The organism is Stutzerimonas nosocomialis (assembly GCF_005876855.1).
Lineage (GTDB): Bacteria > Pseudomonadota > Gammaproteobacteria > Pseudomonadales > Pseudomonadaceae > Stutzerimonas > Stutzerimonas nosocomialis.
In genome coordinates, this window is the sequence record NZ_QLAE01000056.1 from 1 (window position 1) to 18,032 (window position 18,032).

The window sequence follows — 18,032 nt, forward strand, 5'->3', positions numbered from 1 at the left end:
GCTGGCCGGGCCAGGCGCTTCGCTGGAAGCCGTTGGCCGATCGTGGACAGCCCCTGAGACGGCCTGGACGCACCGCCTGTGAGCGTATCACCGAGCCGGTGCCCGGTAACGCAGCGCGTCGGCAACCAGCGTGAAGGCCGGTGAGGGCTGCTTGCGGCTTGGGTAGTACAGGTAATAGCCATCGAAAGGCGCGCACCAGTCCTCCAGTACCCGCATCAGCCGGCCTTCCTCGATGTGCGGCCGGAACTCCTCCTCCGGGAGGAACGCGATACCCAGCCCTTCGAGCGCCGCGAGCACGATGTGCGGCGTGCTGTTGAACACGAGTTGCCCGTCGACGCGGACATTGAGCTGTTGCTCCCCGCGCTCGAACTCCCAGACATACAGCCCGCCATGCGTGGGAAACCGCATGTTGATACAGCGGTGGGCCGTCAGGTCATCGGGCGTGCGGGGCATCGGATGCCCATCGAAGTAGGACGGTGACGCCACCGCGGCCATCCGCAACTTCGGGCCGATAGGTATCGCAATCATGTCCTTGTCGATGGTGCCGCCCAATCGAACCCCCGCGTCGAAGCGATCGGCCACGATGTCCCTGAACCCGTAGTTGACGTCGAATTCGACGTTGATGTCGGGAAATGCCCTCAACAGGGGCGAAAGCCTTGGTAGCAGCGTCGTGCGCAGCACGTGGTCGCTGCAGGTGATTCGCACCGTCCCGGCCGGCTTGTCGCGCATCTCCGTCAGCTCGTCCAGCTCCGCCTCGATCTCGTCGAAGCGATGACCGATGGCCTGCAACAACCGCTCCCCTGCAGGCGTGGGCGAGACGCTGCGCGTCGTCCGGGTGAGCAGGCGAATCTGCAGCCGTTTCTCCAGCCCGCTGACGGCCTGGCTGAGGGCCGACTGGGTGACGCCCAGCTGGGCGGCCGCGCGCGTGAAGCTGCCCTCGCGGGCGACCGTGACGAAGGACAGGAGATCGTTGAGGTTGCGTCTGACCATGGGGCAAGTGTGGCATGCCTGATTGATTAGCTAAGGTTATAGGGCTTTTAAGCATTCATTAGCTAATCAGGCGGTCGACGTTTCCCGAAAATGCCAGACCGCATGTCGGCGGTACGTCGGCCTTGAGCAGGCAACTACCCTCATGGCGACCCGCGCAAGCGACGCCCGTGGGGCGCCGGCAACTGGCGCCGGGAATCGCTGAGCCCGGTTGAGCGGCGCCTGCGCCCTGTCGGCGAAGCGCCTGAGCCAAGCACCCTGAAGGAGTGATGAAATGACCGTTAAAGCGTACGGAGCTCATGCCGCAGAGCGTCCCCTGGAGCCCATCGAGATCAGCCGCCGCGCGCCCGGCGCGCATGACGTGCAGATCGACATCGCCTACTGCGGCGTGTGTCACTCGGACCTTCACCAGGTGCGCTCCGAATGGGCCGGAACCCAATACCCCTGCGTGCCAGGCCATGAGATCGTCGGGCGCGTATCGGCGGTGGGCGCCCATGTGTCCGGCCACCAGGTCGGCGATCTGGTTGGCGTGGGTTGCATCGTCGACAGCTGCAAGCACTGCCACGACTGCGACGAGGGCCTGGAGAACTACTGCGACGGCATGATCGGTACCTACAACTTCCCGACGCCGGATGCTCCGGGCTGGACGTTGGGCGGTTACTCGCAGCAGATCGTGGTGCACGAGCGCTACGTGCTGCGCATCGGACACTCGCAGGCGCAGCTCGCGGCCGTCGCGCCGCTGCTCTGCGCCGGCATCACGACCTATTCCCCGCTGCGCCACTGGAATGCGGGCCCGGGGAAGAAGGTCGGCATCGTCGGTATCGGCGGCCTGGGCCATATGGGCATCAAGCTGGCGCATGCGATGGGTGCGCACGTGGTGGCCTTCACCACCTCCGAGTCTAAGGTGGCGGACGCCAAGGCGCTTGGGGCGGATGACGTCGTCGTGTCGCGCGACGCCGCGCAGATGGCCGCGCAGGCCAAGAGCTTCGATCTGATCGTCAACACGGTGGCCGCACCTCATGACCTCGATGCCTTCATGGCGCTGCTCAAACGGGACGGCACCATGACCCTGGTCGGGGCACCGGCCTCGCCGCACCCCTCGCCGGACGTGTTCAACCTGATCTTCAAGCGCCGCTCCCTGGCCGGCTCGATGATCGGCGGCATTCCCGAGACGCAGGAAATGCTCGATTTCTGTGCCGAGCACGGCATCGTCGCGGACATCGAGCTCATCCGCGCCGACGAGATCAACTCTGCCTACGAGCGGATGCTCAAGGGCGATGTCAAGTATCGCTTCGTGATCGACACCGCCACCCTGGCCGGCTGATCGCCCGGGCATCCGTTCAGGCCATGCCGGTTCGCCGGTACCCGCTCCACCGTGGCAGCGAGTACCGGTGGGGGCGTTCAGCCCAGGCACTGCCTTTGAGCGCAGATGAAGCGGATGGCCACGGCTGCGGCCGCTTTCCACCAACGCCTTGCAACCGATCCGACCCACATGGCCAGCAGCATGATTCGCGCAGTAGTAAAGACAACGGGGGTGGTCGCGGTGCTCGGCGCACTGGCGGTCGCGGCGTACCTGCAGCATCCGCTTTTCGGGGAGCTGCCGCAGGGGGAAGGGCTGGCCCGACTCGACCGTTCGCCGAACCAGGCCGGCGGTGTGTTCCGCAACCAGATCGACACACCCTTGATGACCACGGAGGAGTCGCAGCTGTCGATCATGTTGGGCGATCTCTTCGGCGACAAGGGAAACCCCCGCCCTCCCAAGGCGTTACCCGCGATCAAGACGGACCTCAAGGCGCTGGATGCCGCGCAGGACCTGGTGGTCTGGCTGGGGCATTCCTCCTATTACGTGCAGCTGGGTGGGCAGCGCCTGCTGATCGACCCGGTGTTCAGCACCAATGCCGCGCCCGTGCCGATGGCGAATGTGGCGTTCGAGGGCACCAGCCTCTATGGCGTCGACGACATGCCGGCGATCGATGTGCTGTTGATCAGCCACGATCACTACGATCACCTGGATTACCCGAGCGTCATGGCGCTGCGGCCCCGGGTCGGGCGTGTGATCACCGGCCTGGGCGTCGGTGCGCACTTCGAGTCCTGGGGCTACGACATGGGCACCGTGCGCGAAGCGGACTGGTACGAGACGATCGCTCAGTCGCCCTCGCTGCAGATCCACATCAGCCCCGCTCGGCACTTTTCCGGACGCACCTTCACCAGGGACCGGTCGCTCTGGGTCGGCTTCGCGCTGGTGACCCCGCAGCGCCGGATCTTCTTCAGCGGCGACTCCGGATACGGGCCGCATTTCGCCGAGGTTGGTCAGCGTTTCGGTCCATTCGACTGGGTGACGCTCGATTCGGGCCAGTACGACCCGCGCTGGGCGAACGTCCACATGAATCCGGAACAGGCTGCGCAGGCCGCCGAGGACTTGCGCGCCAGAGCCTTTACCCCAGGGCATGTTGGGCGCTTTTCGATCTCTCCTCACGATTGGGATGACTCGTTCAAGCGCATCACGGTTGCCAGCCAGGACCGCGACTACGCGCTGTGGACGCCACCGATCGGCAGCCCTGTCTACCTCGATGGCCTCGAACAGACCTTCCGGCCCTGGTGGGAGTCGATCGAGTGAGCCCCTCGATCCGGCCGGTTGAACATGAACTCACAGGGAGAACCCACGATGCGGTGACTGCCGGTGTGGGCCGCACGCAGCAGTGGGGCAAGCCGGTCCAGGAAATCAAACCCGGGGACGTGGTGTGGTGCCCGCCCGGCGTCAAGCACTGGCATGGGGCGGCGCCTGGAACCGCCATGACGCACATTGCGGTCACCGGTGTCGATGAACAGGGCCGGAACGTGGAGTGGCTCGAAAAGGTTAGCGATCAGCAGTACAAAAGGGGAAAACTAGCGTGGCGACTTCATAGCGCTGAGTCAGGAGCACCGTGTGAAACCAGTAGATCCGAGTCTTTTCGTTCATATCAACGACGTGCTTTGCCGATTCTTCCTCGCCTTCGACCAGAAGGACTGGTCATCGATGGCCGATTGCCTGGCGTCGGAGGTGGCGATCGATTACGCCTCCTCGGGCCGGGAGGCGCCTTCGACCATGAGCGGCCAGGACTTCGTCGAGCGCCGGCGCAAGGCGGTCGACAGCCTGGCCAAGCATCACAGCTTCTCGAACCTGCTCGTTACCCAGGTCTCGCAGACCCGCGTCAGTGCACGGTGCAACTACCTGATCCTGCGGTTCAGCTCGTTGCCCGGGGCGGCGGATGAGGACTTCTTCCATTCCTGTGGCAGCTATGAATTCGGGCTCAGCCCCGTCGACGGGTACTGGAAGATCGCGAGCATCAAGCAGAACGCCCTGCGCAGCTGGGGTAATGCGAGCCTGCATGGCGGCTCCGCGCAGGGCGGCCGGTAAGCCGGCCCAGCTGATCGCGCCGTGCGCCGCCTCGGCCGCGACAGGGCTCAGCGCATCAGTCGATCGAGCTGCCAGGTATCGAGAAACGCCGTCACGCGCGTGATGCGTCCGTCCTCGAAGACAAGGTGCCAGGCGTAGCTGTTCTCGTAAGAGCTTCCGTCCTTTGCCATCGCCCGCCCGTCCCACAGGACCACCACCTCGTCGCCCTGCGCGACGAGGTGCTTCACCTCGGGCGTGATGGGCGTACTGAGCCGCGCGTTTATCGGCACGACCGCGCGTGTCATCAATTCCTCACGGGACCGGTAGGTGCCCGAGTCGGGGCTGGAGCCGGCAACCGTCCACTGGGCATCGTCGGCCAGCAGGTCGAATACGCTGCCGCGCCCGGCCTTCCAGTCGTCGAACGCCTTTTGTACCAGCGTCGTATTGTGTGATGCCTCGTCGCGTTCACGGGCTTCGGCGAAGCCTGCAAGGGCGAGCAGCAAGCCGGTCATCGAGAGATACAGGCGGGATGTGGCGAACATGAAGCACCTCCTTTCCAAGGGATCGATCCAGGCAGCACCGGATGGGCCTGACCGAGTCGACCTTAGGGGAATCCCGCCAGCCCGCGCTTGCCCAAGGCCGGGGCATTCTTGCCCATTGCGCCGGACTCGCTCGCTCATCCCCAGGCTGCGCTTGTCCCGTGGCCCCACGGCTCCATCGCCCCAAAAAGCCGGCGCTCCAGGCCGCCGTTAGCGAGTCCGGAACGGCCCCTTCCGACAATACGAACGCGATTACGCCGGCGACGCTTCACGAATCCTCCCCGCGCGTCGATATACCCAGGAAGCCCGGGACGGTTTTCTTTGCCGTGGGGCCAAACGGACGATGGAGGCTCCACATGTTGTTAAGACGCCTGAAAGTAGGCCCCCGAGCGGTGCTCGGATTTTCCTCGGTGGCTTTGCTGGTGATCGTGCTCGGGCTCTTCGCCCAGAGCCAGATGAAAGGAATTCGCGGCGCCACGGTGGCGGTGATGGAAAACACCCTGCCCAGCTTCGTCTCGCTGGGCGCGATCAGCGACCGGATGCTGCGCCTGCGGATCATCTCGTTCCGCATTCTGGTCGATCGCGAAGAAGCGCAGCTGCGCAGCACCATCGCCCGCGGCGATGAGCTGGTGCAGGAATTGAGCACGGCGGTGGACGGCTACTCAAGACTCATTGCCAGCGAGGCCGAACGGACCCAGTTCGCCCAGTTCAAGGAAGCCCTGACCGCCTACGTGGACATCCACAAGCGTCTGGTGGCGCTGTCCGACACGGGCGACATGGAGGGTGTGCGGACACTGCTCGGCGGCGACTACAACCTGCTGTCGATCAAGCTCGGCGCCCAGCTCGCCGAGCTGGTGAAGATCAACAACGCCGCCGCCGCCTCGGTTGCCAGCCAGTCGCAGTCCCAGTACGACCGCGCCAATTTCGGTGTGATGGTGTCGATCGTGCTCGCCGTGGCGCTGACCATCCTGCTCGCGACGCTGTTCACCCGCAGCATCGTCGCGCCGCTCGGCGAGGCGGTACGGGCGGCCGAGGCGATCGCCGATGGCGACCTGGCGCGTACCATCCACGTCAACGGCAACGATGAGCCGGGCCGGCTGCTCGGCGCGCTGCAGCGGATGCAGCAGAGCCTGCGGGGCACCCTGCAGAGCATCGTCGATTCCTCGACCCGGCTCGCCTCGGCGGCCGAAGAGCTCAACGCGGTGACCGAGAACTCCAGCCGCCTGCTGCAGCAGCAGAACCAGGAGATCGAGCAGGCCGCCACCGCCGTGAACGAAATGACCGCCGCCGTGGACGAAGTGGCCAGCAACGCCACCGCCACCTCGGAAGCCTCGCGCACCGCCGACCAGACCGCCGGGCGCGGACGCCAGCAGGTGGAAGAGACCATCAGCTCGATCGGCCATGTCGCCGAGAATGCCGGCAGCACCGTCGAGCAGGTCACTCAGCTGGCCGGCAGCGTGCGCAACATCAGCACCGTGCTCGACGTGATCCGCTCCATCGCCGAGCAGACCAACCTGCTCGCGCTGAACGCGGCCATCGAAGCGGCGCGCGCCGGGGACGCCGGACGTGGATTCGCGGTGGTGGCCGACGAGGTCCGTGCCCTGGCGCACCGGACGCAGCAGTCGACCCACGAGATCGAGCAGATGATCGCCAACACCCAGCAGGGCGCCGAGCAGGCGATGTCCGCCATGCAGACCGGCAACCAGCAGGCGCAGGAAACTCTGCACATCGCCCATGCGGCGGGCGAAGCGCTGCAGCAGATCACCGCGGCCTTCAGCCAGATCACCGAGCGCAACCTGGTCATCGCCAGCGCCTCGGAAGAACAGGCGCAGGTGGCCCGTGAGGTCGATCGCAACCTGGTGAACATCCGCGACCTGGCGCTGCAGACCTCCGCCGGCGCCCACCAGACCAACGCCGCCAGCCAGGAACTGGCACGCCTGGCGGTCGACCTGAACGGCCTGGTCACGCGCTTCAAGCTCGCCTGAGGCCGCGAGCGCCTTAAGGCAACGCTAAAGACGAACGCCCCGACACTTGTCGGGGCGTTTTCGTTTGGGCCTGCTGCTCGGCTTTGATGGGCGGAACGTCCTGCGGGCGGGCATGAAGCGATCGAGGAAACACCCCCAAACAGTTTTCCATGTCGGGACCGGCAGAAAGAACCGGTTTTCAGTGGTTGTTTCGATCGTTAAACGAAGTATCGAAGTCCGGGGTTATTTCGGTTGTATTTAAAACAAAGGGGTTGTTGAAGTTTTTATTTGAACTGGAAATAAATAAAAATTTATATATAGCGAATTTATTAAAACTTACCTTCCATCGCTTCCAGCCTCGCGCTAATACCAGCTGCCTATAGTGTCTCCATCGTTATCGTATTCGGCCTGGAGAACAGCATGATCGAACGCCGTCCTTTCGACCGCCTCGGTGGAGCCGACCACGGCTGGCTCAATGCCAAGCACCATTTCTCGTTCGCTGAGTATCGCGACCCGACACGTATGCACTGGGGTGCGCTGCGGGTCTGGAACGACGACACCATCGCGCCGGGCACCGGCTTCCCGCCGCACGCCCACGCCAACATGGAAATCATCACCTACGTGCGCGAAGGGGCGATCACCCATGAGGACAACCTCGGCAACAAAGGCCGCACCGTGGCCGGCGATGTCCAGGTGATGAGTGCGGGCACCGGCATCCGTCACTCCGAGTACAACCATGAGCAGGGCATCACGCGGATATTCCAGATCTGGATCTTCCCGAACCGCGAAGGCGAGCCGCCCTCGTGGGGCTCCAAGCCGTTCCCCAAGGGCGACCGCTCCGGCCGCTTCCTGGCGCTCGCCAGCGGCATCGAGGGCGACGAGGACGCCTTGCCGATCCGCACCGATGCGCGGGTGCTGGGCGCGACGCTCAACGCTGGCGAGACGGTCGAGTACCGCTTTTCCGACGCCAGCCGCTACGGCTACCTGGTGCCGGCCCGCGGAGGGGTCGAGATCAACGGCGTAAGGCTCGATACCGGCGATGGCGCCGCGATTCATGACGAGCAGGTGATTCGCATCACCGCCAGCGAGCAAGCCGAACTGGTGCTGGTGGATGCCGCGGGCTGAAGTCGCAGTAACCCTGGTGATGGGCTTGCGGCATCCCTGCACCGGGTCGGAACGATGACGCTCGCGCCAACGTCCGGCCGAACGCTGCGCTGGCAGCAACGCATATCGCCGCTTTCGAAACCGTACATCCTAAGGAGGGCGCCATGTCCAACTATCTTGAAGTGCTGACCCCGCAAAACAGCCAGATGATCTTCATCGACCAGCAGCCGCAGATGGCCTTCGGGGTGCAGTCCATCGACCGCCAGACGCTGAAGAACAACGTCGTGGGGCTGGCGAAGGCGGCCAAGGTGTTCAATATCCCGACGATCATCACCACGGTCGAGACCGAGAGCTTTTCCGGCAACACCTACCCCGAGCTGCTGGGCGTCTTCCCCGAGCACAAGATTCTCGAACGCACCTCGATGAACTCCTGGGATGACCAGAACGTGCGCGACGCGCTGGCGGCCAACGGTCGCAAGAAGGTGGTGGTCTCCGGCCTGTGGACCGAAGTGTGCAACACCACCTTCGCGCTGTGCGCGGCGCTGGAAGGGGGCTACGAGATCTACATGGTCGCCGATGCTTCCGGCGGCACCTCGGTCGAGGCGCACAAGTGCGCCATGGACCGCATGGTCCAGGCCGGCATGGTGCCGATGACCTGGCAGCAGGTGATGCTGGAGTGGCAGCGCGACTGGGCGCGCAAGGAAACCTACGACGCCGTCATCAAGATCGTCCAGGAGCATTCCGGCGCCTACGGCATGGGCGTGGATTACGCCTACACCATGGTGCACAAGGCGCCGGAGCGCGTGCAGCACGGCGGACGCATCGGGCCCAACCCGGCCAGCTAAGGCCATCGAGAGCCAAGCCCATGATCGGAGCCGTCGTCCGTACGCCGGGCGATGGCTCCGCCCGGTCAGCGAGGTGATGCATGAAACTCTACGCCTGGTCCCTGGGCGCCGGCCTGCTGGTCGGCGTCGTCTACAGCCTGCTCAACGTGCGTTCCCCGGCGCCGCCTCTGGTGGCCCTGGTCGGGTTGCTCGGCATCCTGATCGGCGAGCAGATCATCCCGGTCGGCAAGCAGTTGCTCGCCGGCACGGCATTCAGCTCGGCCTGCGACAAGAGCCACACGGTCAGCCACCTGTTCGGTCAGCTGCCCGGCCGGCATGCCCGACAGCAGTCGGAGGACAGCCATCGCACCTGAGCACGGCCTGCTCGCCTGCCGACCGGCTCGAGCGGGCTCCGTCCAATCCACGGACATGAGGGCAGCAGCCCATGACCTCTCGCCGCAGGTTCCTTGGCGCCGCCTCGGCGCTGGCGCTGGGTAGCGTGCTGGGACGCCGCGTCGCCGCCGAAAGTCCCAGAACAGGAGAATTCACCGTGACCGATTCCGTTCCCGAGATCATTTTCCACAACGGCCAGATCACCACGCTCGATCGCGCCAAGCCGGTGGCCGAGGCGGTCGCGATCAGGGAGGGCAAGTTCCTGGCGGTCGGTACGGACCAGGACATCCTGGCCCTGGCGGGCGACGGCACACGGGTCGTCGACCTGAAGCGGCGCGGCGTGCTGCCCGGCCTGTTCGACAACCACACCCACGTGGTCCGCGGCGGCCTCAACTACAACCTTGAGCTGCGCTGGGATGGCGTGCGCTCGCTGGCCGACGCCATGGACATGCTCAAGCGCCAGGTCGCCATCACGCCCGCGCCACAGTGGGTGCGGGTGGTCGGTGGCTTCACCGAGCACCAGTTCGTCGAGAAGCGCCTGCCAACGCTGGAAGAGATCAACGCCGTCGCCCCCGACACGCCGGTGTTCCTGCTGCATCTCTATGATCGCGCGCTGCTCAACGGCGCGGCCCTGCGCGCCGTGGGCTACACCCGCGACACGCCCGAGCCGCCGGGTGGGCAGATCAGCCGCGACGCCAACGGCAACCCCACCGGCCTGCTGCTGGCCAAGCCCAACGCGATGATCCTCTACGCGACCCTGGCCAAGGGGCCGAAATTGCCGTTCGACTACCAGGTCAACTCCACCCGCCACTTCATGCGCGAACTCAACCGCCTGGGCGTGACCGGCGTGATCGACGCCGGCGGCGGTTTCCAGAACTACCCCGAAGACTACGCGGTGATCCAGAAGCTCGCCGACGAGGGGCAGATGACCGTGCGGCTGGCCTACAACCTGTTCACCCAGAAGCCCAAGGAGGAAAAGGAAGACTTCCTCAAGTGGACCTCCAGCGTGACCTACAAGCAGGGCAACGATTACTTCCGCCACAATGGCGCCGGCGAGATGCTGGTGTTCTCCGCGGCCGACTTCGAGGACTTCCGCCAGCCGCGCCCCGACATGCCGCCCGAGATGGAAGGCGAACTCGAAGAGGTGGTGCGCATCCTCGCGCAGAACCGGTGGCCCTGGCGGCTGCACGCCACCTACGACGAAACCATCACCCGGGCGCTGGATGTGTTCGAGAAGGTCAACCAGGACATTCCGCTCGCCGGCCTCAACTGGTTCTTCGACCACGCCGAAACCATCTCTGATGAATCCATCGACCGCATCGCCGCGCTCGGCGGCGGCATCGCCGTGCAGCACCGCATGGCCTACCAGGGCGAATACTTCGTCGAGCGCTACGGCGCCCGCGCCGCCGAGGCCACGCCGCCGGTCAGGCGCATGCTGGAGAAGGGCGTGAAGGTCTCGGCCGGCACCGACGCCACGCGGGTCGCCTCCTACAACCCCTGGGTCTCCCTGGCCTGGATGGTCACCGGCAGGACGGTCGGCGGCCTCGGACTGTATCCGCGCGCCAACCTGCTCGACCGCGAGACCGCGCTGCGCATGTGGACCGAGAACGTCGCCTGGTTCTCCAACGAGGAGGGCACGCGCGGGCGTATCGAAGCGGGCCAGTTCGCCGACCTGATCGTGCCGAGCAAGGATTACTTCCAGGTACCCGAGGACGAGATTTCCTTCCTCACCTCCGACCTCACCGTGGTCGGCGGGCGCGTGGTCTACGGTGCCGGCGACTTCGCACCGCTGGACGACAACCCGCCGCCACCGGCCATGCCCGACTGGTCGCCGACGCGCACCTTCAAGGGCTACGGCGCCTGGGGCGAACCCGACGGGGCCGGGCGGAACTCGCTGGCGCCGGTGCAGGCCCACGCGGCGGCGACCTGTGGCTGCGCCAGCGCCTGCGGGCTGCATGGCCACGACCACGCGCGCGCCTGGGCGTCCCGCGCGCCGGTGTCGGACTACCGGAGCTTTTTCGGCGCCCTGGGCTGCTCCTGCTGGGCCGTGTAGGGGAGGCGGGCCATGCCGACAGCCAATCACGTCCTGAACGCGCGAGGACGCCATGAGCACTGAATCCGCCAAGCCGGCTTCCGCGTCGGAGGGCAGCTTCGCGCCCCTGCGGCAGCGGCTGTTCACGGTCCTGTGGGTGGCGACCATCATCGGCAACACCGGCAGCTTCATTCGCGACGTCGCCAGCGCCTGGATCATGACCGACCTGTCGCCGTCGCCGGCCGCCGTCGCGCTGGTGCAGGCCGCCGCCACGCTGCCGATCTTCCTGCTGGCGATCCCCGCCGGCGTGCTCTCCGACATTCTCGACCGACGCAAATTTCTCATCGCCATCCAGCTGCTGCTCGCCAGCGTCAGCATCTGCCTGATGCTGCTGTCGGCCACCGGGCTGCAGTCGATCGCCACCCTGGTGGGCCTGACCTTCCTCGGCGGGGTCGGCGCGGCGCTGATGGGGCCGACCTGGCAGGCCATCGTCCCTGAACTGGTGGAACGCAAGGACCTCAAGAGCGCGGTGGCGCTCAACTCGCTGGGCATCAACATCGCCCGCGCCATCGGGCCGGCGATGGGCGGGCTGATCCTCGCCAGCCTGGGCGCCGCCTTCACCTATGGCGTCGACGTCATCACCTATGTCTTCGTCATCTCCGCGCTGCTGTGGTGGCGCCGGCCGCCGGCTGCCCAGGATGTCCTGTCGGAGCGCTTCGTCGGCGCCTTCCGCGCGGGGTTGCGCTACGCCCGCGCCAGCCGCGAACTGCATGTGGTGCTGCTGCGCGCCTTCGTGTTCTTCGCCCTGGCCAGTTCGGTGTGGGCACTGCTGCCGCTGGTGGCGCGCGGGCTGCTCGGCGGCGGCGCGGGCTTCTACGGCATCCTGCTCGGTGCCGTCGGCCTGGGCGCGATCGGTGGCGCCATCATCATGCCGATGCTCCGCGCCCGCCTCAGTGCCGATGGCCTGCTGCTGCTGGCGGCGCTGGTGACGGCCGCGGTCATGGCCTTTCTCTCGTTCGCCCCGCCACAGTGGGCGGCCGTGGCGGCCTTGTTGTTGCTGGGCGCGGCCTGGATCACCGCGCTGACCACGCTCAACGGCGTGGCGCAGGCCATCCTGCCCAACTGGGTGCGAGGCCGCTCGCTGGCCGTGTACCTCACCGTGTTCAACGGCGCCATGACCGTCGGCAGCCTGAGCTGGGGCGCGATCGCCCAGCTGATCGGCGTACCGTACGCGCTGCTGGTCGGCGCCATCGGGCTGATCGTGGCGGGCATCGCGGCCCATCGCCTCAAGCTGCCCAAGGGTGACGCCGACCTGATGCCCTCCCGGCACTGGCCCGAACCGCTGACCGCCGCCCCGGTCGAGCACGACCGCGGGCCGGTGCTGATCCAGATCGAATACCGCGTGGCTCCCGAGGATCGCACCGATTTTCTCAAGGCGCTCGCCAGGCTGTCGGCCGAACGCCGCCGCGACGGCGCCTACGCCTGGGGTGTCGCCGAGGACGCGGCCGATCCGCAGCTGATGCTCGAATGGTTCCACGTGGAATCATGGGCCGAACACCTGCGCCAGCATCAGCGGGTATCCAAGGCGGACGCCGATATCCAGAGCGAAGTGCTGCGCTTCCACCGGGGCGAAACCCGCCCCGTGGTGCGGCATTTCCTGGCGTTCAACCAGCCGGGGAAGGGGCGGGCGTAGGGCTGCTTCGCCTGTTGAAGAGCGCTGGGGCCAGATCATGTCGGCCAAAAGGCGACCGGCCAAAAGGGGACGGATTTATTTCAGTCCCCTCCGCTTGCTGGCCGCTCTCAATCAAATCCAGACATCATTCACAGCTGTCCACTCATTCGTCTCGTCGCCGGTATTCAATACGCCCTTCGGCTCGATCAGCAGCAGCTTCGTCTCGCGGGCGGCGCTGGGCTTGTGCTCGATCCCCTTCTTCACCACGTACATCTCACCGGCGCCCACTCTTACTTCACCGTCGCGGAAATGAATGACCAGCTCGCCTTCCAGCACGATGAAGGTTTCGTCGGTATCAGAGTGGGTGTGCCAGATGAACTCGCCCTCCAGCCGGACGATCTTGAACTGGTAGTCGTTCATCTCGGCGACGACCTTGGGCGCCCATTGTTCATGGAACAGTGCATATTTCTCGGCGAAGTTGATGGCAGAGTAAGTCGAGGGTGTTGCGTGAGTTGTCATGGCGAGGCTCGCTGTCCGGTGTGGTGAGTGCCCACTACGCTAGCGTCGTGCCTGCCCTCCGTATTGCATGATCGTGCAAGGTTCGCCTGGGGCGGTTATCGGTTCCTGATCATCCTCAACCAGCGCGCCGGCGATATGCCGAAGGTTTGGGTGAACAGGCGGGTCATGTGGCTTTGATCGAAGAAGCCGCTCTCAAGCGCCGTATCGGTTAGCGACTGACCCGCCAGCAGCCGGTTGCGCGCCTCTGAAAGGCGCCGCTGGGTGATGTAGCGATGGGGGCTGGTGCCGTAGAGCGCGCGGAAATCCCGCGACAGGCTCCAGCGGTCGCGGCCGCTGGCCTGCACCAGGTCATCGAGGGTGATGCCCTGCCCGAGGGCATCGTGAATGAAGGCGCGGGCTCGCTCGGCCGCGACGTAGTCCACCGCCTGGCGGCCGCGTCGCTTGCCTGCCGCGACCTTCAGCGCTTGCGCCAGATCGTAGATCGCGTCGTCTTCTTCGAGCGGGTCGAGTGCGGCGTCCAGGCTGTAAAGCAGGCGACGGGTGGCTGAAAGCAGCCGAGGATCGTTGGACAGCCCGCCTTGAATGAAAGGCAACGGCTCGCCGCCCAGCACATCCTGGATCAATGACGGTTCGATGTAGAGCATTCGATAGCGGAAGCCGGCCTCGGTACCGGCCTCGCCATCATGGACCTCGTCCGGGTGCAGCACGAGGGCGCCGCCCGGCAGGCTGTGCCGCATCGCTTGGCGATAATGAAAGCTCTGCACGCCCGAAAGCGTGAGGCCGATGGCGTAGGTGTCATGCCGATGGGGCGTATAGCCGTGCCCACGGAAATAGGCCTCGATGCGCTCCATCTTGCTCGACGGGGTCGCGCGCGCTAGCCAGTCGCGCTCGGTGCTGGGTCTGTTCATCCGCCAGGGCCTTTCTGTTTATCCGAGCGTCATCGCCAAACCGCTTCATGGCTGAGCACAGCGAGCTTCTGCGGCGCCTGAAGGCACGGCATTCATTGCCTTTAAAAAGGTAGCTTCAAAAGATACATATAATAAGGCAGCATCCGAACCATCAAGTGGTGCTCTAGATAGCCTCGCCCACTTTAGCCCGTACAGCGAACGCATGCTCAAAGGAGACGCCATGTCGTACCACACCCGCCTCAGGCTTGCCTTCGGCGAGCAGCCATGAGCCAGGACAACCAATCCCCCTTCACCAACGCCGCGGCCGTCGCGTCGTACGCTCAGGATACGCCGCGCAAGGTGCCGGGGCTGGGCGATCTCCATCGCATGGCGACCCTGCTGCTATCCGAGCGGGCGCCGAGCGCCGCGCACATCCTCGTGGTCGGTGCGGGCGGCGGGTTGGAAACGCGGGCCATGGCCGAGGCAAGGCCTGGGTGGCGTTTCACCGGTGTCGATCCCTCGGTGGCCATGCTGGACCTTGCGCGCCAGGCCGTCCTGCCGTTCGCGGATCGCGTCGATCTCCTGCAGGGCACCGTCGACGAGGCGCCGGGCGGGCCCTTCGATGGCGCCAGCTGCCTGCTCACGCTGCATTTCCTCGACCGAAGCGAGCGGCTGCACACGTTGCAGGAAATCCGCCGCCGCTTGAGGCCGGGTGCACGTCTGGTGATCGCCCATCACGCGGCGGTCGGGCCGGACCCTGGGCGTTGGATGGCGCGCTCCGTTGCCTTTTCCGATCGTGGTGCCGTCGATTGGGCTAAAGCCCAGGCGTCGGGCCAGGCGATGACGGAGCGTCTGCCGCTGCTTGCACCGGCCGAGGACGAGGCGCTGCTCGGGGAGGCCGGTTTCGTTGACGTTGCATTGTTCTATGCCGCGCTTTCGTTCCGTGGCTGGGTTGCGGCCGCCGGGCCTCGATGACTGTCCGCTTTCATGCAGAGCGTAAGCGCCGTTCCGGCCGAGGCAGGTTCGAGCTGCCCCATTGCGCATCAATCCACCACGAACAACCTGGCCCCCACCGCAGTGAACGACCGATGCGCCTCGGCCCCGTCCGCCACCTGATAGCTCATGCCCGGCGTGAGGGTGAAGCGGCGGCCGTCGGGGAGTTCGGTATGCAGTTCGCCCTCCAGGCACAGGAGGATGTGGCCTTTGTTGCACCAATGGTCGGCGAGGTAGCCGGGGGTGTACTCGACCATACGCACGCGGATCGGGCCGAACTGGCGGGTGCGCCAGTGGGCGGTGCCGGTTTCGCCTGGGTGCTCGGTGGGTTCGACGCCCGACCAGTCGGTGATGCCGAAGGGGATGTCCTTGATCTCCATGGAGGTCCTTTGACGACGGTGGATTACGCGAGCGGCTCGGGCCGGCGCAAGAGTGGCAGATCTCGCCTACTCGGATGATCTCGCCTGCTCTGTTGGTCCGGCATAGGCATCCACCATCGCCAACGAGATCCGCATCCCGAACACCTTGAACACGGATTGCAGCGTCTTGAGCGTGGGGTTGCCGTCGCCGTGCTCCAGATGGTTGAGCGCACGCATGGAGATTTTGCACATACGGGCGAAGGTAGCCTGGTTGAGGCCGGTGACCTCCACGCGCAGCTGCCGGATGGCCTCGGGCATATCCAGTCGACCCTCGGCAACGTCCTGGCAGATGGCGCGAATCAAGCGGTCGCGCTCTTCGATTGCCATGTGCTTCATAACAGTCCCCATTCTTTCAGACGGGTTTCGGCCTTCAACACGGGCAGCCGACTTTGGGCCTGCCTGATCGCAGGGGGGAGGTCGGTCAGCAGGTCCGGCAGGGCCAGGAACGAGCGCGCCGCGTCGCGAAGGCGCTCATAGGTCACGTCAGGCGTCGCGAAGGGCGAGAGCGCGTCGCACACCGCGCGCCATCGGGGCTCGCCGAGTCGTTCGTCCTGCCATTTGGTGGTTCGCGTGATGCCCTCGGGGTCGAGCACCATCGGGGCAAGATCGTAAATGGGCGCCAGCGTCAGCCGGTCGGCATGCCGGAGGATGGAGGTATTGCGGCCATGGTTATCGGAATTGCCCAGAAGGCGGTTCAGCAGGTCGCGTCGGACATACTCGAAGACCAGATCCTCCACCTCGGCCTTCTGGCCGGCCTCGACCCACAGTTCGACCAGCCGTGCTATCACGTGCTCGTGGGCCATGTGGGACCCCGGCTGAACGTTATTGCAGACCGAATAGATGGACTCCACGGCGATCCGCTCAACGTGACCCTCTACGATTCGGCGATCGAATCGGGGCATCCACAGGCTGGGTTTTTCATCTTCTTCCAGCGCCAGCCCATCGGCAGCGATGGTGTCCAGCCCGAGTTGGCCGACCGCGCGGTAGTAGTGGTATTCGGCGCGCAGAATGTCCTGGTCCCGCTCGCCGGCCTGGTTGCGTGCGAATTTCACCAGCCAGTGCCGACGGACCTTTTCATCGGCCAGCGTGGCGTCCGCATGCAGCCCGCCTGCGGCGTCCTCGGCGAGCAGCAGCTTGGGTGCTTCGCCACCCGCGCCCGTCGCACCGCCAATGGCAGCGCCCTGTTCGTAGGCGTACTCGAGGAAGCTATTGGTACGCGAGACGATTTCTGAGCGGGGGAATGCCGTGGTGGCACTCTCGCCAAGGTGGGCAACGGCTTCCTTCACTCGCAGGTGTCCAACAGGCGCAGGGGTGCAGCGCTCGAGCAGGAACAGGTTGAGATCGAGGTTTTCCGGTCGCTCATGGCCGAACCGGTTCAGCAACCATGCGCGCGCGGCGCCCGATGGCAGCAGGTCATAGATGAAGGCAGGAAAGCCCACCGTATGCTGGCTGTTCCAGCCGAGCCGGCTGCATACCGCAACGGATGGGGCGAAGGGTGTATCGAGCGCGTCGAGATGGTCGACCAGATACGATTGGACGTAACCCATCGCGCAGCGAGCCGTATCGATTTTTCTCGGATGCTCGAACGTCAGAACGGCAGCGTCCTGCCATCGAGCTTCGGCAAAGAGTTGCAGCGTCAGCGACTGTGTCATGGCGACCGCCGGAATTGCATTTCAATGCAAAGAATCTATGCGCTGGCGCAGAAGGTTGCAACATAATGCAAATTACATTAGCTGGGTCTCGCGCGATTTGCATTTTAATGCAAAAGTTCTGAGCGTTCCCACAGCCGAGCGCAGCCCTGCAGAATGCCCGAGAGGCATTAAAAAACCGCTGAACCCTTATCGGGCGCAGCGGTTTCGTGCGTTGCGACGAAGGATCAGCCGCGGGCGTTCCGCACGCCGGCGCTCAGTTCGCGACAGAGGTTGAGCACACCTTCGACGGCCTGCTCGGACGTTTCGGCCTTGGCGATCTGGTCGATCAGGGCCGAGCCGACCACCACGCCGTCGGCGAGGCGGGCGATGGCGGCGGCCTGTTCGGGGGTGCGGATGCCGAAGCCGATGGCGACGGGCAGGTCAGTGTGGCGCTTGAGGCGCGCCACGGCTTCTTCGACGTGTTCCAGGGTCGCCGAGCCGGCGCCGGTCACGCCGGCCACCGAGACGTAGTAGACGAAGCCGGAGCTGCCGTTGAGCACGACCGGCAGGCGCTTGTCGTCGGTGGTCGGGGTGGTCAGGCGGATGAAGTCGATGCCTGCGGCCTGGGCCGGGTCGCAGAGGTCTTCGTTATGTTCCGGCGGCAGGTCGACGACGATCAGGCCGTCGACGCC

At 65.5% G+C, this 18,032-nt stretch carries 17 protein-coding genes and 2 pseudogenes; 11 read left to right on the plus strand and 8 right to left on the minus strand.

The genetic code is table 11. The annotated features are described in order from the left end of the window. Nucleotides 1-71 precede the first annotated feature (71 nt). Nucleotides 72-990: pseudogene (locus DN824_RS21440) on the minus strand (LysR family transcriptional regulator); the annotation flags it as partial. A 271-nt stretch (nt 991-1,261) separates the two neighbouring features. Here DN824_RS21440 and DN824_RS21445 point away from each other — a divergent pair. From DN824_RS21445 to DN824_RS21460, 4 genes and pseudogenes are all read left to right on the plus strand, one after another. Next, a complete protein-coding gene (locus DN824_RS21445) occupies nt 1,262-2,311 on the plus strand; it encodes an NAD(P)-dependent alcohol dehydrogenase (protein ID WP_138410352.1) in 1,050 nt (349 codons plus the stop codon). Between the two features lie 168 nt (nt 2,312-2,479). Then, complete coding sequence (locus tag DN824_RS21450; protein ID WP_241666757.1) at nt 2,480-3,604, plus strand: MBL fold metallo-hydrolase; 1,125 nt, start codon at nt 2,480-2,482, stop codon at nt 3,602-3,604. Between the two features lie 53 nt (nt 3,605-3,657). Continuing rightward, nucleotides 3,658-3,862 (plus strand): annotated as a pseudogene (locus tag DN824_RS22925) (cupin domain-containing protein); the annotation flags it as partial. Between the two features lie 51 nt (nt 3,863-3,913). Next, nucleotides 3,914-4,384, plus strand: a complete 471-nt coding sequence (locus tag DN824_RS21460; protein ID WP_138410354.1) for a nuclear transport factor 2 family protein — start codon at nt 3,914-3,916, stop codon at nt 4,382-4,384. Nucleotides 4,385-4,431: 47 nt separating this feature from the next. On the opposite strand, the gene DN824_RS21465 is transcribed toward DN824_RS21460, so the two are convergent. After that, complete coding sequence (locus tag DN824_RS21465; RefSeq protein ID WP_241666758.1) at nt 4,432-4,905, minus strand: nuclear transport factor 2 family protein; 474 nt, start codon at nt 4,903-4,905, stop codon at nt 4,432-4,434. A 353-nt stretch (nt 4,906-5,258) separates the two neighbouring features. On the opposite strand from DN824_RS21465, the gene DN824_RS21470 reads away from it, so the two are divergent. The 6 genes from DN824_RS21470 (at nt 5,259) to DN824_RS21495 (ending at nt 12,912) form a co-directional block, all read left to right on the plus strand. Further along, entirely contained in the window at nt 5,259-6,887 is a 1,629-nt protein-coding gene (locus tag DN824_RS21470) for a methyl-accepting chemotaxis protein (protein WP_138410355.1), read from the plus strand. 399 nt (nt 6,888-7,286) lie between these two features. Continuing rightward, nucleotides 7,287-7,991: a pirin family protein gene (locus tag DN824_RS21475; protein WP_138410356.1), complete on the plus strand. Its 705-nt coding sequence runs from the start codon at nt 7,287-7,289 to the stop codon at nt 7,989-7,991. Between the two features lie 143 nt (nt 7,992-8,134). Continuing rightward, the gene (locus DN824_RS21480) at nt 8,135-8,815 is read left to right on the plus strand and encodes a hydrolase (RefSeq protein ID WP_138410357.1); all 681 of its coding nucleotides are present in this window, start codon (nt 8,135-8,137) and stop codon (nt 8,813-8,815) included. Nucleotides 8,816-8,895: 80 nt separating this feature from the next. After that, a complete protein-coding gene (locus tag DN824_RS21485) occupies nt 8,896-9,168 on the plus strand; it encodes a XapX domain-containing protein (RefSeq protein WP_138410358.1) in 273 nt (90 codons plus the stop codon). 71 nt (nt 9,169-9,239) lie between these two features. Continuing rightward, nucleotides 9,240-11,240, plus strand: coding sequence for an amidohydrolase (locus tag DN824_RS21490; RefSeq protein WP_138410359.1), 2,001 nt, complete (start codon nt 9,240-9,242; stop codon nt 11,238-11,240). A gap of 52 nt (nt 11,241-11,292) precedes the next feature. Next, the gene (locus tag DN824_RS21495; RefSeq protein ID WP_138410360.1) at nt 11,293-12,912 is read left to right on the plus strand and encodes an MFS transporter; all 1,620 of its coding nucleotides are present in this window, start codon (nt 11,293-11,295) and stop codon (nt 12,910-12,912) included. A gap of 111 nt (nt 12,913-13,023) precedes the next feature. On the opposite strand, the gene DN824_RS21500 is transcribed toward DN824_RS21495, so the two are convergent. Beyond that, complete coding sequence (locus DN824_RS21500) at nt 13,024-13,410, minus strand: cupin domain-containing protein (RefSeq protein ID WP_138410361.1); 387 nt, start codon at nt 13,408-13,410, stop codon at nt 13,024-13,026. A gap of 95 nt (nt 13,411-13,505) precedes the next feature. Continuing rightward, nucleotides 13,506-14,318, minus strand: a complete 813-nt coding sequence (locus tag DN824_RS21505) for an AraC family transcriptional regulator (protein ID WP_138410362.1) — start codon at nt 14,316-14,318, stop codon at nt 13,506-13,508. 264 nt (nt 14,319-14,582) lie between these two features. On the opposite strand from DN824_RS21505, the gene DN824_RS21510 reads away from it, so the two are divergent. Beyond that, a complete protein-coding gene (locus tag DN824_RS21510) occupies nt 14,583-15,272 on the plus strand; it encodes a class I SAM-dependent methyltransferase (protein WP_138410363.1) in 690 nt (229 codons plus the stop codon). Nucleotides 15,273-15,340: 68 nt separating this feature from the next. On the opposite strand, the gene DN824_RS21515 is transcribed toward DN824_RS21510, so the two are convergent. The 4 genes from DN824_RS21515 to trpA all read right to left on the minus strand — a co-directional run. Beyond that, entirely contained in the window at nt 15,341-15,670 is a 330-nt protein-coding gene (locus DN824_RS21515; protein WP_138410364.1) for a DHCW motif cupin fold protein, read from the minus strand. Nucleotides 15,671-15,736: 66 nt separating this feature from the next. Further along, nucleotides 15,737-16,036 (minus strand): helix-turn-helix transcriptional regulator, encoded by a 300-nt coding sequence (locus DN824_RS21520; protein ID WP_138410368.1) that lies wholly within the window; start codon nt 16,034-16,036, stop codon nt 15,737-15,739. 5 nt (nt 16,037-16,041) lie between these two features. Next, nucleotides 16,042-17,361, minus strand: a complete 1,320-nt coding sequence (locus tag DN824_RS21525; protein ID WP_138410365.1) for a type II toxin-antitoxin system HipA family toxin — start codon at nt 17,359-17,361, stop codon at nt 16,042-16,044. A gap of 224 nt (nt 17,362-17,585) precedes the next feature. Further along, nucleotides 17,586-18,032: tryptophan synthase subunit alpha (gene trpA / locus DN824_RS21530; RefSeq protein ID WP_138410366.1), on the minus strand; the 447-nt coding region annotated here is incomplete at its 5' end.

What these genes read in the sequence shown, in the direction of transcription:
- DN824_RS21445 (WP_138410352.1), top strand. Translation starts at nt 1,262, where the DNA reads ATGACCGTTAAAGCGTACGGAGCTCATGCCGCAGAGCGTCCCCTGGAG.
- DN824_RS21450 (WP_241666757.1), top strand. Translation starts at nt 2,480, where the DNA reads ATGGCCAGCAGCATGATTCGCGCAGTAGTAAAGACAACGGGGGTGGTC.
- DN824_RS21465 (WP_241666758.1), bottom strand. Translation starts at nt 4,905, where the DNA reads ATGTTCGCCACATCCCGCCTGTATCTCTCGATGACCGGCTTGCTGCTC.
- DN824_RS21470 (WP_138410355.1), top strand. Translation starts at nt 5,259, where the DNA reads ATGTTGTTAAGACGCCTGAAAGTAGGCCCCCGAGCGGTGCTCGGATTT.
- DN824_RS21475 (WP_138410356.1), top strand. Translation starts at nt 7,287, where the DNA reads ATGATCGAACGCCGTCCTTTCGACCGCCTCGGTGGAGCCGACCACGGC.
- DN824_RS21480 (WP_138410357.1), top strand. Translation starts at nt 8,135, where the DNA reads ATGTCCAACTATCTTGAAGTGCTGACCCCGCAAAACAGCCAGATGATC.
- DN824_RS21485 (WP_138410358.1), top strand. Translation starts at nt 8,896, where the DNA reads ATGAAACTCTACGCCTGGTCCCTGGGCGCCGGCCTGCTGGTCGGCGTC.
- DN824_RS21490 (WP_138410359.1), top strand. Translation starts at nt 9,240, where the DNA reads ATGACCTCTCGCCGCAGGTTCCTTGGCGCCGCCTCGGCGCTGGCGCTG.
- DN824_RS21495 (WP_138410360.1), top strand. Translation starts at nt 11,293, where the DNA reads ATGAGCACTGAATCCGCCAAGCCGGCTTCCGCGTCGGAGGGCAGCTTC.
- DN824_RS21500 (WP_138410361.1), bottom strand. Translation starts at nt 13,410, where the DNA reads ATGACAACTCACGCAACACCCTCGACTTACTCTGCCATCAACTTCGCC.
- DN824_RS21505 (WP_138410362.1), bottom strand. Translation starts at nt 14,318, where the DNA reads ATGAACAGACCCAGCACCGAGCGCGACTGGCTAGCGCGCGCGACCCCG.
- DN824_RS21510 (WP_138410363.1), top strand. Translation starts at nt 14,583, where the DNA reads ATGAGCCAGGACAACCAATCCCCCTTCACCAACGCCGCGGCCGTCGCG.
- DN824_RS21515 (WP_138410364.1), bottom strand. Translation starts at nt 15,670, where the DNA reads ATGGAGATCAAGGACATCCCCTTCGGCATCACCGACTGGTCGGGCGTC.
- DN824_RS21520 (WP_138410368.1), bottom strand. Translation starts at nt 16,036, where the DNA reads ATGGCAATCGAAGAGCGCGACCGCTTGATTCGCGCCATCTGCCAGGAC.
- DN824_RS21525 (WP_138410365.1), bottom strand. Translation starts at nt 17,361, where the DNA reads ATGACACAGTCGCTGACGCTGCAACTCTTTGCCGAAGCTCGATGGCAG.